Origin of the sequence: Lysinibacillus sp. FSL K6-0075 (assembly GCF_038592945.1) — a bacterium.
Lineage (GTDB): Bacteria > Bacillota > Bacilli > Bacillales_A > Planococcaceae > Lysinibacillus > Lysinibacillus fusiformis_F.
This window is the reverse complement of record NZ_CP151947.1, coordinates 4,091,656-4,108,171: the sequence shown is the minus strand read 5'-3', so window position 1 is coordinate 4,108,171 and position 16,516 is coordinate 4,091,656. Positions and strand designations below refer to the sequence as shown.

Here is a 16,516-nt window from a genome sequence, read left to right as displayed (position 1 = left end):
TCGTTGCAACTGTTTTTAAGATAATTGGATGTTTATCATATGAATATGAGCTAAAACTTTTTAGATGGTTATTGAAATTTTTTAAGAGTCATTTTGATTGATTGTTAAAATACGCTTGAAATATTCTTTATTGTGTAGAATTTTTGGGTCATTTGGAATGAACGAGCCGGCTAATTCATTATGTGCATTGGCTAGTTCATATTGTTGTAGGCGGTCGTATAGCACACAGAGCTGTAAGTGAGGGAGCCATGTAGAAAAGCTTTTGTTTTGAAAAGGAGCGTTTGATTTTTGTTTAATAACAAGTGCTTGCTCGTACCAAAAAACTGCTTCGTAATTCTTGAATTGCTCCATGAAATGATAGCCTAGGCGACAGCAGGCTTCGGGGCGGGGGACATCGTATTCGAAGCTTCGTAAAATAGCATTGAAGTTGTTTTCTTTATCATTTAAATGGGAATAGCAATCTGCTAATTTTAAGCAGGCACGAATATTATCTTCTACCCACCCTAATTTGGAGGTTAAAAATAATTCATAATAGTAAATAGCTTCCTCAAATTGACCATGATCTACTAATTCATTAGCAAAATAAAATGTATCACGTGGTGATAGTGTTTCTCCTGCTTCAATCAGTTGTCTATAAATCGTAATATTACGGGCGTGATCGTGGGTTAACGGTAAATGGCTAACGGCGACATCACTATCAAACAACACGCCACCGACTTCTAAATATTCATGAACTGCACCAATCCATTGAAATTGTTTTTCTCTTCTGACTAGACGATATCTTCTTATTAAGGCGTCTGCATTACCCTCATGATCGAAACTTAAATGATAATTCATTGAAACAGCATCTACATTAGAGGTTAGAGATGCTTTGAGTGTCTTTAATTTTTGTCGATCTTCCTCTAGAAAAACATCATCTGCATCTAGCCAGAGGATGTATTCCTTTGTTGCTTGTTGAAAGGAATAGTTTCGTGCTGCTGCAAAGTGATGTATCCATTTAAAATCAAAAACTCTGTCTGTATACTGTGCAACCACTTGTTTTGTACTATCTGTTGATCCAGTATCGACAATATTAATTTCATCTACTAGATCTTTGACGGATTCAAGACATCGACCAATAACATCTTCTTCATTTTTTACAATCATACATAAGCTAATGGAAATCATACTATATTCCTCCTTACCATTATCTTTGTAATATATGTAAGGACGGAAATATTGGTTGGATGATTGAACTGATAGAGGGATTGTGAGCCTGAAATGTGAAATGTATTTTCATGGTTTGTCATAAATTCACCTTCCAAGTTTCACCCGAATTTCACAATTGTGAAGTATAGTAAAGGGGCAGAGGTGATAAAGTTGAAAAAATGGGCATTCTTCATTTTTTCGTTACTACAAATTCTATGGTTAGCGGGTTGCGCTGAAAAGTCATATGAACCCATTGAAAGGGAACGAAGTTTTATAGCTTCATTAAACATACAAGAACCATCATTAGATTTTATTGATGAGGATGGCAATGTACTTGCAACATGGTTATTTGATAAAGCTTATTCAGGGGCCATCCTATTAGGAGATGACCAAGTTTTATTATATGGACACCAATTAAATAACATCGACGTCTATACAATATCAACTGGAGAAAAGCTCTATTCAAAAAAAGTAGAGATTGGTACGACCAATGTATACTACGATGACAACATCAAGCAATTTTTTATCACGAATAGTAAAACCAATACAGTGACAAGCTTTGATCAAGAAGGCAATCAGTTAGCTACACAACAGCTTGGCAATTATCCGATGTCAATGGCATCTTATAGGGATAAACTGTATGTTATTAATTTTAAAGATACAAAATTATCTGTGTTAAATATGAAGGATTTGACTATTGAGCAAGAGTGGCCGATTCAAAAATCTGCACATGGAATAGCTGTCCTAGAAGAAACACATGAACTATGGATAGGCGGTCATGGAGAAGGAAGTAAGCCAAATAGTTCAGTTAAAAAATATGATTTGACTACAGGCCAACTGCATGGAGAGATTGACATGCCCTTGATGCCAGTAGGGTTAAAAAAGACTAAAGATGCCGTTCTTGTTGTAAGTCATGGTCACAACGAGTTATATGTGGCTGATTTTGATGGTCATATCAAATGGCAGCAAGAGGTTGGAGCAAATCCCTTTGTAGTGAATCAGTTTAAAGATTATATTGTTGTCGCTGGCTATGACGATCACACACTGTACTTTATAAAGGATGGCCAGAAGGAAAAAACAGTTGATGTAGGGAAAGGTGCTTTTCAGCTGTTAGTAAGGGAGGAACAATGATGACAACTGTATTAATAGTTGACGATGAGCAGGATATGCGTAATTTAATTGAAATGATGCTCAATAACTCTGATATAGAGACATTTACTGCCGCTAGTGGAACTGAGGCTTACGATGTAATTGTACGTGAAAATATAGATTTAGTATTACTTGATGTAATGATGCCACATGAGGATGGTTTTGTTGTTTGTCAAAGCATTCGTGCTATGTCCAATGTACCGATTATTTTTCTGACTGCACGTGATGCGAATGAGGATAAGGTGAAAGGGCTTACACTTGGTGGGGATGATTATATTGTTAAACCATTTACACATGATGAACTGGTAGCTAGAATTTATGCAGTATTAAGAAGAAGTGGTGCGAATATTACAGAGCTACAGCAGAAGTACGTGATTTTTGGCTCTATTAAAATAGATGAAATAGCACGAAAAGTATCTGTTGATGGAAAGAGTATTCCACTTACTTTAAAGGAATTTGAGCTATTGCACTTATTTATGAAAAATCCAGGTAATGCCTATTCCAGAGAGCAATTACTAGAACGGATTTGGGATATTGATTATGTAGGTGGTACGCGCACGGTTGATACACATATTAAAACGTTACGAATAAAGCTTGGAAAGGATGCGGCTGCACATATTCAAACCGTTTGGGGAGTGGGCTACCGCTTTGATCCTGGCGAATGAAAAAGATTGCCACTCGCATTTGGTTGTTAATTTTCGCTTTTTTAATTATTACCGTTGTCTTTATGTATGTTCTCACAAATTTTTTGTATCAACGTTTATATGTACAAGATACAGAAGATACAATGGTCGAAGTCGGTTTGAAGCTACAGACAATGTATGACAATGGAAAGGTAACGGATGAATTTATCGCAGATATCGAACAATTTAATGATTATTCAAATTTGAATATATTTGCGGTAAGGAATCCACGTGAATTAAGTGCCTGTGTTCCATTTGATATAGATTATGAGACATTGATTGGTCCTGAGGAAAGACAGAAATTATTAGCAGGAAAATATGTGCAAAAAATTGGGTACGAGCCTCGTTTTGATCGACAACTTATTTCGGTGGTTGTACCACTTGTTGATCAAAATCGATTAGAAGGTATTATTTATATTTATTTCCCATTGGCCAAAATCAGTGAATTGGCAAATAGTGGCGTTATTTTATTGTTTATTAGTGCCTTCATATTTTTAGTAGTCGCTAGCTATTTAATTTATAAAGGGATTCGACATATTATGCGACCATTAAGCGATTTACAGCGTGCAGTGGAACAGATGTCCTATGGGAATTATGAGACACGTGTGCCTGTCAATTCACGAGATGAAATCGGTAAACTATCTAGTACCTTTAATAAAATGGCAGAGGCAATTCAGCAAGAGGATGAAGCACAAAAAACGTTCTTGGCAACAGTCTCGCATGAATTACGAACACCGATAAGCTATGTAAAGGGCTATAGCGAAGCCATGCAAAACGGCATCATTACAGAAGGCCAAAAAGAAGAAACCATTCAGCTAATCGTCCGTGAGGCTAACCGCATGGAACGCTTAACAAACGAATTACTTCAACTGGCAAGAACAGAAAATGAACAAACCGATATTGATTTATATCCAATTCCGTTAGGTGAAACATTACGAGAGGTTCAAAAAATATTAACACATCAAGCAAATAAAAAGAACATAACTTTATATTTAGATGTAGATGATGCACTAATTATTGAAGCGGATGAAGTGAAGCTAAAACAAATTTTTATTAACATTATTGAAAATGCGATTAATTACTCGCATGAAAATTCTAAGGTGGAGATTGTTGCCGCTGAAAAGGCTGGTAGTGCCCAAATTACTATTAGGGATTATGGAATCGGTATTCCAGCTGAGGACATATCACATGTTACAGAGCGATTTTATCGTGTTAACAAAGCACGAAGTCGAGCGGACGGTGGTAGTGGACTAGGCTTATCTATTGTTGAACAGTTACTAAAACAGTTACAAGGTACGTTAGAAATTGAAAGTGTTGTTGAAAAAGGCACAGCCGTGAAGATACGGTTGCCATTAATGGAGGATTAAAAGATGAAAAAGTGGTTATTTGCGCTAATTGCAGTCCCTACATTATTAGTAGGGTGTGGAGAAAAAGAGGCTTTACCAGAACCAGAAGTACCTCAAATCCCCGAAGTTGAGATTTTAACACCAAAAGAAGTAACACTCAATGAAACAATTGAATTGGCAGCACATGTTGAACAAGGTGGAGAAAATGTCGATGATGCTGTTGTAGAATTTGAAGTTTGGGAATCAGGGAAACGTGATGAAGGACAAATGATTGATGGGAAATTAGAGCAAGACGGTGTTTATAAAGCAACGACTACATTTGATCATGACGGTGTTTACTTTATGTATGCACATACAACAGCAAACGGTGTTCATAATATGCCAAAGCAACAAATTATTGCTGGAAACCCAGATATGACAAAGGTTGTACCAGAAGATGAAAAAGCCAATAACAGCATGGATAATAATATGATGAATCATAATTCTGAAACATCAGATGATACGGATCATGGTGACGAAAAAAAAGATGAAAAAAATCATCATTAAAGGCTTGCAATTTTTTTGAAATAGGAATATGATAATGACCAGATGACCGAAATGGTTTTCTGGTCATTTTTATTGAAGTGTACAATAGATGTACATAACCTAACAAGAAAGGATGTTACTAATGGATCGTAGGCAGGAAATTCTTGAAGCAGCTGCAAAATCTTTTACGTTGTTTGGCTACAAGGCAACAACGATGGAGCAAGTGGCGAAAATTGCTAATGTCGGTAAAGGTACGATTTATACATTCTTTGCAAATAAAGAAATTTTATTTCAAGAGATCGCTATGTCACTTGTACGAGAGATGAAAGCGGAAGCGGATGCAGTGTTGGATGCATCAGCAAGCTTTATGGATAATGCGCATAATGCTTTAATGAAAATGCTACAGTTCCGAGAAAAACATCTTTTATTTGCAAAGCTAATCGAGGAAGAAAAAGAATTACGAACACCAGCAGTTAAACAAGTGCTATTACGCATTGAGACTGAAATCTTATCGTATGTCGCAGAGTTAATACAACGACGTATTAATAAAGGTGAAATTAGAGAATGTGATGCGGAACTTGTTAGTTACTTATTGCTGAAGGCATATCTAGCTTTTGTTGTCGATTGGCATGAGTTACACGGTGATGTGATCCCTGAAGATAAGATTCTCAATCTTTTTAAGGAAACGATCTTTCGAGGTTTGATTCTAACTTGATTCGATAAAATACAGCTGTAGAAGTATCGAATCAAGTGTTCTTTTTGCAATATTGTCGAGGTTGACTATTTTTTTTGAATGAAAATGACCAAATGACGTTTTCGGTCAAATAGTTTAGGAGTGAGGATATTATATGATTAAAGCTGAGTGGCTGAAGATCTTTAAAACAAGAAAAATGCTTGTTTCCATCATTGCTGTATTATTTATTCCAGTAATGTATGCGGGTATGTTTTTATGGGCGTTTTGGGATCCTTATGCGGGGCTTCCTAATCTACCAGTAGCCGTTGTCAATGAAGATACTGGTGCTGAGATGGATGGCGTTAAATTAGACTTGGGGGATACCTTAGTCGATAAATTGATAGATAGCGAACAATTTAACTTTATAGAAGTTTCAAAGGATGAAGCTGAAAAAGGCTTAAATAGTCGTGATTATTATATGATTTTAGAAATTCCAACAAATTTCTCTGAACATGCAACAACACTATTAGATGACAAACCATCAAAATTAGTGATGAACTACATTCCAAACGAGGGATTAAACTTCCTTGGTGCTCAAATTGGTGAGACGGCAATGGATCGTGTACGTGCTGAAGTAAATTCACAAGTATCAGCGACTTATGCTGAAAAATTATTTGATTCGATTGCAACACTTGGAGATGGCTTTACAGAGGCAGCAGATGGCTCAAATAAGCTAGATGAGGGTGCGCAAAAAGTAGCGAATGGTGCAAAAGATTTAAAAGGATATCTGGAGCAGCTAGCATCAAGCACAGTTGAATTATCAAATGGTACAGATAAATTAACAAAAGGTGCTGGGGATGCAGCAAAAGGCGCAAATGACTTATCTAGTGGTTTAGTCAAACTACAAGATGGCACTGTTCAATTACAACAAGGTGCACAGCAAGCTGCAAATGGTGCAACGAGTCTTGAACAAGGGTTATCACAATATACACAAGGTGTGGCAAAAGTTGGTGCTGGTTTAAATACTTTAAACGACAAACAACAGCAAATTAGTGCAGGTGCAGCATCTATTGCTGAGAACGCTGGTGCATTGAATGGTGCAGCAACCCAATTAACAGCAGGATCTGCAAAAGTGGAGGCAGGCATTACAGCCCTATCCAACCAATTACAAACAATGATGGCTTCAATGCCTGAAGAACAAGCAGCAGCATTAAAACAAACATTAGCGGAACTACAGGCAGGTAGTGCTAGTGTGCATAACGGTTTAACATCTTTATCAGCTGGTACAGAAAAATTACAAGCTGGTGCCAATCAAGTAAGCTCTGGTGCAACTCAAATTGCAGCGGGTCAGGCAGAAGTATTAGCTGGTGCGAATGCATTAACAGCTAAAAGCAATGCTTTATTGGAAGGTGCAAAAGGTCTACAAGCAGGTAATGCCACATTAGCTGCAAAATTAGGTGAACTACATGCGGGTGTGAATTCAGCTGTAACAGGCTCAAAAACATTAGCATCTGGATTAAATGAATTAGCGAATGGTACAACAACATTAAATCAAGGTACTTCTACACTTGCTTCAAAATCTGGTGAGCTAGCACAAGGTTCTGCAACACTTGCAGATGGTTCTACGGAGCTTGCAGATGGTACAGCTACTTTATCTGGTAAACTAGGTGAGGCGAGTGAAAAAGCAAATGAAGTCAAAGCAAATCAAGACACGTATGATATGGTAGGTAGTCCAGTTGAAGTTGAAAAAGAGTCAGTAAACCATGTTCCTAACTATGGTACAGGTTTTGCACCGTACTTTATTTCTTTAGGCTTATTCGTAGGTGCATTATTAATTTCGATTGTGTTCCCACTTGTTGAACCTGCTATTCGCCCTAAAAACGGAGCATCTTGGTTTACAAGTAAAGTGACTGTACTAGCAGTCGTAGGTTTAGTGCAAACATTACTAACAGTAGTCATTGTAAAATGGGGTCTAGGACTTGAAGTGAATAATATGGGCTACTTTATCTTAACAGCATTATTAACAAGCTATGTATTTTTAGCCTTAATTCAAATGCTTGTTTCGATCTTTGGTGACCCTGGACGTTTCATGGCAATTGTTGTGTTAATTTTACAATTAACAACAAGTGCAGGTACGTTCCCATTAGAATTAATTCCTTCACCATTACAAGTATTTAACAAGCTATTACCGATGACATATACAGTTCAAGCATTTAAATCAAGTATTTCTACTGGCGATACGTCATTCTTAATGCAAAACTATGGTGTTCTAGCTGGTTTCTTAGTAGCATTCTTAGCTATCACATTTGGTTATTTCATGCTACTGCACAATAAACGTTACTCTAAAGTAGCTGAAGAAAACTAATCATGAAGCACTCACCCAATGTACGGTGAGTGCTTTTTTTGTTCATAGGGGTTATGTAATAATTCTTCAACCTCAAATTACATAAATAAAACAAAACCATCAATAAAATTTTTGTGAAAGATGAAAATGGATTTCCGTTGCAGGCTACTTGCTTTCCTGTGGGCGAGAAGCTTCCTCGCTACCGCTTCGTGCAGGAGTCCGCCTATACTCACTAAATTAGATTTTTAAGTTCAATATTTTGAGTGCAGTTCACTCATAAGAAGCTCTTGGAAAGGACGCTGGTAGAACGGCAATCCCCCCTCAGTGACATCGTCCTTTTTCAACAACAAAAAAACAACAGCTGATATGAGCGTATCAGCTGTTGTTTTTTGTAAGTGTAAGAGATTTAATTAAGGGTTCATCAAAATATGATGAAGGGTGTCATGATTACTACGTGTGGGGCACGTATATGACTATATCAGAATAGGCAAATGCTTATAGGTGGTTACATTTTTCACAAGTGTTGCTGTAGCATTCGCTTTGTTCTTCCATTTTTTCACCGCACTCAGTACATTGCTTTGCAGGTAAATTCTTGAAAAATTCAACTACGTTTTCTAACATTGTGGACTCCTCCTTTAAGTTCATCTGTACTATTACTGTTTTGATATTTCCTAGTGTATTATAACAGATGCTTTTCGTCAACACAAAATGCCTAATTTACGGTAAAATAAATATGGATATTTTGTGAAGGAGGAAACGTGAACTATGATTTTCGTTGATAATAAAGGGATCCATGATCCACGCATTAACCTTGCTATTGAGGAGTATTTGTTAAAAACAATGGACGTTGAGAAAGAGCCAGTGCTCCTTTTCTACATTAATCAACCGTCCATCATCATCGGTAAAAACCAAAATACGATTGAAGAAATCAATACAGACTATGTAGAGGACAATGGCATTATTGTTGTGCGCCGTCTGTCAGGTGGTGGTGCTGTTTATCATGATTTAGGGAATCTTAACTTCAGCTTTATTACAAATGATGATGGCGATAGCTTTATGAACTATAAAAAGTTCACACAACCAGTAGTTGACGCTCTAGCGAAAATGGGTGTGAATGCAGAGCTATCAGGACGAAATGATATACTAGCAGAAGGTCGTAAAGTTTCTGGGAACGCCCAATTCTCTACAAAAGGGCGTATGTTCAGTCATGGTACATTGATGTTTGATACAGAAATAGATGCGGTGGTCTCTGCCTTAAAGGTCAAAAAGGATAAGATTGAATCAAAAGGTATTAAATCGATTCGCTCACGAGTAGCAAACATTTCAGAGTTTTTAACCGAGCAAATGACGGTTGAGGAATTCCGTCTTGAAATTTTGAAATCCATTTTCGATGGAGAAGAAAATATTCGTTATTATGAGTTAACTGAGGAAGATTGGACAAATATCCACAAACTATCAGAAGAGCGCTATCAAACATGGGAGTGGAATTTTGGGAAATCACCACGCTTTAATATTCAAAAAACACATCGATTCCCAACAGGAGGCATTGATATTCGCCTAGAAGTAAATCATGGTGTGATGGAAGAAGCGCATATTTTTGGAGATTTCTTTGGTGTAGGTGATATGGCTGATATAGAACAGCGCTTAGTTGGGACAAACTATGACAGAGCGGCTATTGCTAAGGCATTAGCAGACATTGATATTCCTACATATTTTGGTGGAATTTCAACTGAGGACTTTTTACAATTAATTTATTAAGGAAAATACGGTTTCGTGTAATGATTTAGCCTAAAGGTTCGCTGACAATTATGTCGTCGAACCTTTTTTTGATACAATATAGAAAGAAAGGAGTGTTGATATGGAAAAGCATCGAATATTCATAGTTGAAGATGATGTCAAGATTGCATCATTACTAGCGGAAACGCTTAGAAAATATCAATACGAAGTTGCAACAATTCAAGAATTTGATCATCTCATAGAAGAATTTACAGCATTTAATCCACATATGGTGCTGCTTGATATAAATTTACCTGCTTACGATGGCTATTATTGGTGTCGCCAGCTACGTCAGCATACAACATGCCCGATTATTTTCATTTCTGCTCGCTCAGGAGAAATGGACCAAATCTTTGCACTTGAAAATGGTGGCGACGATTTCATTACAAAGCCTTTTAACTACGAAATTGTGTTGGCTAAAATCCGTAGTCATCTACGCCGTACATATGGTGAATATGCAGCAAGGCAAGAGGAGCGGACAATCAAGCAAGGACAGCTTGTACTTCATTTAGAAAGAATGGAGCTACATAAAAATGATTTAGAAATTCCACTTCAGAAAAAAGAATGTATCATTTTAGAGCTGCTGATGGGCAATGCACCGAAAGTAGTGTCACGTGAGCAATTGTTAGAGGAACTTTGGGACGATCAGGCATTTGTCGATGAGAACACATTGAATGTGAATATGACCAGAGTTCGAAAAAAGTTAGCGGATTATCATATATCGTCCACAATCGAAACGGTACGTGGTGCAGGCTATCGATTCATATTAAGTGCAGGTGAGCTATAGTGGGCTGGAAGCTTTTTTTACGTGATTATGCATCATTTATTGTGTTTCAGCTCATATTAGTTGGCTTTATCATGATTATCTATGCGCTAGACGGTTTTCGAAATATTGATACAGCTATTTATTCCTTTTGTATTAGCCTTGTACTATTAGCCTCATTTTTACTTGTCCGCTATTTAATGCGACAACGCTACTTGCTGAAGATAACCCAGCTTCCCACAGCAATGGAGGATGTGCTACAAAAAAATGCAAAAACGCCAGAAGCTATGCAAAGCGAGAAGTATATGCATGAGTTGTATCGACTTTATCAACATGAGCTGCATGCGTTATATGCAAGTCAAAAAAGACATGATCAGTTTATGAACCAGTGGGTCCATCAAATGAAAACACCTATTTCGGTAATTGAATTATTATTACAGGATGACCGTCCACTTGATAAAAAGAATGTCCAGGAGGAAATTGATCGCTTGCGTAGGGGTTTGGACATGGTACTAGTCAATGCACGATTAGAAAATTTTGAGGATGACATGCAAGTAGAGCGAGTTGCGCTAAAAGCCATAGTAACTGCAACTGTTAATGAAAATAAACGTTTATTTATTACGAAAAGAGTTTTCCCGGAAATTCATATTGAGGATGACCTTATTGTTGCCAGTGATTCGAAATGGCTTCGCTTCATTCTTGGGCAGTTTATCACCAATGCGGTGAAATACACGTTTGAAGCCAATAAAAAAATTGTTATTTCTGCCATTGAAAAGGATGACTATGTACAGCTAGCTATTTGTGATGAGGGTATTGGGATTCCAGCTTCCGATCTCTCACGTGTTACGAAAGCCTTTTTTACTGGCGAAAATGGGCGGAAAACAGGGGAATCTACTGGGATGGGCCTTTATTTAGCCAAAGAAATCTGTGAAAAGCTAGGGCATGAGCTGGCTATTACATCAGAGGTAGGAAAAGGAACGATTGTGACAGTAACATTTACAAATTAGGGGGCATTCGGATGGTAGAAGTATGTATAGAAGATTGGAAATTAACGATTGATAAGGAGAAAACAAAAGCTCTTTATATGACGCATCTGCAAGCGGGAGATCCATTAGCCTATCAAAATTTCCTCATGGCAAATGAAAAGCTAGACGAAGAGCTTCTGCATTTTTCAACTAGCCTTGGGTTAAACTTACAGCAACCAACATTATTGAATGCCTTTCCTGTCGACGGTCAACAGATCATGTACAGCGGGTATTATACTGTATGTGGGGAGATTATAGAGGGAGAAACGGATGCGTGGGATGTGATTGTTGGGGAGCATTGCTTTAGTTTAGTAGAGGAAGAGTCACTGCTGGCTTTAACAGAGCCTCATTTTCACATCGGTTTTGAGGTCGTATTACAGTGGCTTTTACCCCAATCCTTAGAATTAATGAAGAAATAAGGTGAATGAAGTATGCCTATTTTACAAATTAAAGATGTAACAAAAGTGTACGAAGGCAAAGTCACACATCGTGCATTAAATCAGTTGAGCTTTGACGTGGAAGAAGGCGAGTTTTTAGCTGTTATGGGTCCCTCAGGAAGCGGTAAAACGACATTACTGAATATTATTTCGACCATCGATGAACCAACTAGTGGAGAAATTATACTAGATGGAATGAATCCACATAAATTGAATGCAACAGAGCTTGCTTATTTTAGAAGAAGACAGCTCGGTTTTGTGTTTCAGGATTTCAATCTTTTGCATATGCTGACGGTCGAGGAAAATATCGTGTTGCCTTTAACATTAGATCAGCAGCCGCTAGAGGTAATGGAGGAGCGTCTGGCAAGTATTGTAGAAAAGCTAGACTTAACTTCTTTCCTTCATAAACGTCCAAATGAAATATCTGGAGGACAGGCACAAAGAACGGCAATTGGTCGAGCGCTTATTCATAATCCAAGTCTCATTTTAGCGGACGAGCCGACAGGTAATTTAGATTCGAATTCTTCACGTGATGTGCTTGAACTATTAACAAAAGTGAATCAGGATAAACAAACGACAATTGTGATGGTCACGCATGATCCGATTGCAGCAAGTTATTGTGATCGAGTGTTATTCATTAAAGATGGTGAATTTTTCAATGAAATTTATCGAGATGACCGTCGTCAGATGTTTTTCCAACGTATATTAAATGTTTTAAGCTTACTAGGAGGAGGGCAAGTAGGTGACCTTTCGACAATTCGCTTACCGTAATGTCGTGCGGAACAGCCGGATATATGGTGCCTTTTTCATGGCGAGCTTTTTTTCTGTGGCTGTATTTTTTATCTATTCCATGCTGATGTTTCATCCTGATATTGAACGTGGGATATTAGGAGAAATGTCTCTCATTGGGATGGTGGGGGCTGAAATTGTTCTGGTCCTCTTCACATTATTCTTTTTATATTATTCCATGAGTGCCTTTTTAGAGGCCAGATCACATGAATTTGCCATTTTATTGCACTTGGGAATGGAAAAGCGTCAGATGAATAGACTTGTTTTTTTAGAGACGATGATTATTGGCTCTGGCTCCATTATAGTAGGGATTGTCTTTGGTTTCTCGTTTTCAAAATTCTTTTTTATGATTGTACGAGAAATTTTACATTTAGATGATTTACCGCTATATGTATCATGGGAGCCATTTTTACTGACGATTGGTGTTTTCACAAGTGCGTTTTTCGTTATTTCTTTTATTAGTGTGTATTTTACACGAGAGAGAAAATTACGAGATCTCATTAAAGGCAGTGATTATTTAAATAGCTTAACAACTTATTCCAAAATACGAGCTGTCTATGGTATTGCTCTAATAGTAACGACGTATATTCTAGCGTTTGTTGTTGGACATACATCATTAATCGGGCTAACGCTGTTAATACCATTTTCAGCAACATTTGGCACCTATTATTTTTTCAGTGATTCCGTCCCTTGCTTTTTAGATTTAGCGCGTGGGAAACGGAAATATCATTGGCAACGCTACCGTCTCCTCTCACTAGCTGAACAAACTCATATTATGATGGACAACGTGAAAATGTTTTTCGTTGTGACGATGGTATCCACACTTGCATTTTTATCCGTGGGTGTTTTAGCGACGATGTCCTCTTATACAACTCAATATGATCGATTAAATCCACTCGGACTGGTTTATAAGGGGGATGTCGATAATCCATATGAACGGGAGCATATCAATTCTTTAAGGCTGCAATTAGAGGAGAAAGGTTTATCTTATCAGCTATCCCGTTTTATTGTTGTGAAGCAAACCTCATCCTTCACTCGAAACGAAGTGGAGGTTTTTCGGGAGTCCGATATGAACGTCTTACTGTCTTCCTATAGTTATCCATTATTGAATCTGGGAGCAGGTGAGGCAGTATTCATTCCTTATTCGGAGGATTCCCTAAAAAAATTAAAAAATCGAATTGTGCATACTGTTTTGGAAGAAAACAATATATCGCTCACCATTGATAGTGTCTATCCCAAAATAGTGTTTCCGGGTTCGATAGTAAGTGTCAATTCGATTGTCATTAGTGATGAAGACTTCGCAAAGCTTATTCATCCGATTTCCGATCAAGACATAATTCAACCAAGCTATCATCTATTTACATTTGTTATTCCTCAATGGATGGAAACAAAAGATATTGGTAAGGATATCGATCATCTAGAATCCAATTTATATTTTATTAAGAAGGATAAATTTAGCCCTTTTTACTTTGAAAATGCAGGATTAAATTATTCTTATATACTAGCTACCTACTCATTATTTACATTAGTGGGTGTCTTAGTTGCCACTGTATTTTTACTTGCGGCTGGAAGCTTTATCTATTTTAAACTGCATACATCCCTCGAACGTGAAAAGCGTAAATTTGATGTATTAAAGCGTATGGGGTTAACGGATACCGAGCTAAAAAAGCTAGTTAATCGCCATTTATTTCCCCAATTCTTTTTACCTTGGGGTGTTGCGATGATGCATAGTGCCTTTGCTTTTCTAATGGTTCAAGGTATTTTGAGAGACTTTGCAAATATTTCGATTGTAAAAGAAGTATTCTTTGCTTTTGGCTTTTTTGTATTAATACAAGTAGTTTATTTTTATTTAATTCGTTGGCGCTATATCTCTCATATTCGTTCATGATGTATTTGTTTAAAAGAGAAAAAAATGAATTATTTGACGTAATTTATGACATGAGATAAAAAGACTCATTGTTTTTTAGATATATTTCTTATATAATATTACTGAATAGCGATTCATTTTATACGATAAGGGGATGGTGTAATTGAATTTAGTTTCACGTGTTCGTCAACAGGCAACAGAACAACCTGAAAAAGTGGCGTATCATTTTATGGGGAAAGATACGACTTACGGGGAATTTGAGCATACTGTTGGCCGCTTTGCAAAGGGATTACAAGATTTAGGCGTTGAAAAAGGGGATCATGTGGCGTTTTTACTCGGCAATACGCCACACTATTTAATTGCCTTATATGCAACAATGCGCTTAGGGGCAACAGCAATACCTGTTAATCCAATCTATACACCGGATGAAATTTCTTACATTTTGCATAATGGAGATGTAAAAGCAGTTATTGCTCTGGATATGTTGCTTCCTTTGGTTGAAAAAGGTGTACAAGCATTTCCTCAAGTAAAAACATTTATAGTTTGTGAAACAACACCAGATATAGCGGAAAAAGTGAGAGCTTTATCACCACAAGCACAAGAAAAAACACATTTATTTACACAGGTTATCGCCAATGCTTCTCAATCTTTACAACCTGTTGAAGTAGCAGATGATGATAATGCTATTATTTTATATACGTCAGGAACTACAGGTAGTCCAAAGGGGGCTATGCTGACACATGGCAATGTGTACTCAAATGCACGTGATGTTGCCCATTATCTAGGAATTAAAGCAGAGGACCGTGTCATTGCAACATTACCTGTGTTTCATGTTTTTGCCTTAACGGTAGTGGTTAATGCACCTTTATTAAGTGGAGCAACAGTTTTACTTGCACCACGCTTTAGCCCTAGTGAAATTTTTGCTTTAGCACGAGAGCAAAAAGCAACGGTATTTGCTGGTGTTCCTACCATGTATAATTTCTTATATCAATTACCTGAAGGCAATCCTGAAGATTTCTCGACAATTCGTTTAGCGATTTCAGGTGGTGCCTCCTTGCCTGTTGCACTATTACATAATTTCGAGCAGAAATTCAATGTGCGTGTGTCAGAGGGATATGGCTTATCCGAAGCTTCACCCGTTACATGTTTTAACCCATTAGATCGTGAGCGTAAAGCTGGCTCTATCGGAACATCCATTAGCAATGTCGAGAACAAAGTTGTCGATGTCAATGGTCAGGAAGTGCCTGTTGGCGAAGTTGGAGAGCTGATTGTACATGGTCCAAATGTGATGAAGGGTTACTATAAAATGCCTGAAGAAACGGCGATGACGATTCGCGACGGCTGGCTCTTTACAGGAGATTTAGCAAAAGTAGATGAAGAAGGGTATTTTTACATTGTCGATCGCAAAAAGGATATGATTATTGTAGGGGGCTTTAATGTTTATCCTCGTGAGGTGGAGGAAGTGCTGTTTGCCCATAATAATATTGTGGAGGCAGCGGTGGTAGGCTTCCCAGACCCGAACTTAGGAGAAGCGGTTCATGCCTATGTAGTGTTAAAAGAAGTAGCGGCTACTACGACAGATGATCTTTTATCCTATTGTGCTAAGCGTATGGTGAAATACAAGGTACCGAAAGTAATTGAAATACTGGATGAACTACCAAAAAACACAACAGGAAAAATATTAAGACGTTCATTAAAAGAAAAAGTTTAAACGAGAAAAGCTACTATTGAAAAATGGTAGCTCTTTTTTTGTACATTATTCGTATAATAGTAAAATCAGTTGAGAGTAGATGTCTGTAAGTGATAAAATCAAACTTGTGAAATCTTCTACATACTTTTCAAGGGCTTGTCATATAGTGAGGAAGTAATGTAAAAAGACGTACAAAACTGGAACCCTTTGAGGTGAAGCCACGTCAAAGCTTTTAGGTAAAAATACTATTGAAAGAGAGCA

General features: G+C 37.4%; 15 protein-coding genes. 13 read left to right on the top strand and 2 right to left on the bottom strand.

Annotated features, from left to right (window positions below):
* Positions 1-81: 81 nt before the first annotated feature.
* Positions 82-1,167: a glycosyltransferase family 2 protein gene (locus MHB65_RS20495; protein ID WP_342441550.1), complete on the bottom strand. Its 1,086-nt coding sequence runs from the start codon at positions 1,165-1,167 to the stop codon at positions 82-84.
* Between the two features lie 183 nt (positions 1,168-1,350).
* Here MHB65_RS20495 and MHB65_RS20490 point away from each other — a divergent pair, with 183 nt between their 5' ends.
* The 6 genes from MHB65_RS20490 (at position 1,351) to MHB65_RS20465 (ending at position 7,929) form a co-directional block, all read left to right on the top strand.
* Positions 1,351-2,319, top strand: coding sequence for a YncE family protein (locus tag MHB65_RS20490; RefSeq protein ID WP_243456309.1), 969 nt, complete (start codon positions 1,351-1,353; stop codon positions 2,317-2,319).
* Positions 2,319-3,002, top strand: a complete 684-nt coding sequence (locus MHB65_RS20485; protein ID WP_205445479.1) for a response regulator transcription factor — start codon at positions 2,319-2,321, stop codon at positions 3,000-3,002. Before MHB65_RS20490 ends, MHB65_RS20485 begins: the two co-directional genes overlap by 1 nt.
* Positions 2,999-4,387, top strand: coding sequence for a HAMP domain-containing sensor histidine kinase (locus MHB65_RS20480; protein WP_205445477.1), 1,389 nt, complete (start codon positions 2,999-3,001; stop codon positions 4,385-4,387). The genes MHB65_RS20485 and MHB65_RS20480 overlap by 4 nt, the downstream gene beginning before the upstream one ends.
* A 3-nt stretch (positions 4,388-4,390) precedes the next feature.
* Positions 4,391-4,912, top strand: coding sequence for a FixH family protein (locus MHB65_RS20475; RefSeq protein ID WP_342441549.1), 522 nt, complete (start codon positions 4,391-4,393; stop codon positions 4,910-4,912).
* Positions 4,913-5,033: 121 nt separating this feature from the next.
* Positions 5,034-5,606, top strand: coding sequence for a TetR/AcrR family transcriptional regulator (locus MHB65_RS20470; protein ID WP_205445474.1), 573 nt, complete (start codon positions 5,034-5,036; stop codon positions 5,604-5,606).
* A 133-nt stretch (positions 5,607-5,739) separates the two neighbouring features.
* Complete coding sequence (locus MHB65_RS20465) at positions 5,740-7,929, top strand: YhgE/Pip domain-containing protein (RefSeq protein WP_342441548.1); 2,190 nt, start codon at positions 5,740-5,742, stop codon at positions 7,927-7,929.
* A gap of 474 nt (positions 7,930-8,403) precedes the next feature.
* On the opposite strand, the gene yhfH is transcribed toward MHB65_RS20465, so the two are convergent.
* Positions 8,404-8,529 (bottom strand): protein YhfH, encoded by a 126-nt coding sequence (gene yhfH, locus MHB65_RS20460; RefSeq protein ID WP_004230455.1) that lies wholly within the window; start codon positions 8,527-8,529, stop codon positions 8,404-8,406.
* Positions 8,530-8,673: 144 nt separating this feature from the next.
* Here yhfH and MHB65_RS20455 point away from each other — a divergent pair, with 144 nt between their 5' ends.
* The 7 genes from MHB65_RS20455 to MHB65_RS20425 all read left to right on the top strand — a co-directional run bounded on the left by MHB65_RS20455 (position 8,674) and on the right by MHB65_RS20425 (position 16,276).
* On the top strand, positions 8,674-9,666 hold the full coding sequence (locus tag MHB65_RS20455; protein WP_342441547.1) for a lipoate--protein ligase: 993 nt from the start codon (positions 8,674-8,676) through the stop codon (positions 9,664-9,666).
* Positions 9,667-9,766: 100 nt separating this feature from the next.
* Positions 9,767-10,471 (top strand): response regulator transcription factor, encoded by a 705-nt coding sequence (locus tag MHB65_RS20450; protein ID WP_004230457.1) that lies wholly within the window; start codon positions 9,767-9,769, stop codon positions 10,469-10,471.
* Positions 10,471-11,454, top strand: a complete 984-nt coding sequence (locus MHB65_RS20445; protein WP_342441546.1) for a sensor histidine kinase — start codon at positions 10,471-10,473, stop codon at positions 11,452-11,454. Before MHB65_RS20450 ends, MHB65_RS20445 begins: the two co-directional genes overlap by 1 nt.
* Positions 11,455-11,465: 11 nt before the next feature.
* Positions 11,466-11,891, top strand: coding sequence for a hypothetical protein (locus tag MHB65_RS20440; protein ID WP_342441545.1), 426 nt, complete (start codon positions 11,466-11,468; stop codon positions 11,889-11,891).
* Between the two features lie 12 nt (positions 11,892-11,903).
* Positions 11,904-12,680: an ABC transporter ATP-binding protein gene (locus MHB65_RS20435; RefSeq protein WP_004230460.1), complete on the top strand. Its 777-nt coding sequence runs from the start codon at positions 11,904-11,906 to the stop codon at positions 12,678-12,680.
* Positions 12,652-14,586, top strand: coding sequence for an ABC transporter permease (locus tag MHB65_RS20430; RefSeq protein WP_342441544.1), 1,935 nt, complete (start codon positions 12,652-12,654; stop codon positions 14,584-14,586). Before MHB65_RS20435 ends, MHB65_RS20430 begins: the two co-directional genes overlap by 29 nt.
* A gap of 142 nt (positions 14,587-14,728) precedes the next feature.
* A complete protein-coding gene (locus tag MHB65_RS20425; RefSeq protein WP_342441543.1) occupies positions 14,729-16,276 on the top strand; it encodes a fatty acid--CoA ligase family protein in 1,548 nt (515 codons plus the stop codon).
* The last annotated feature ends 240 nt before the right edge of the window (positions 16,277-16,516 follow it).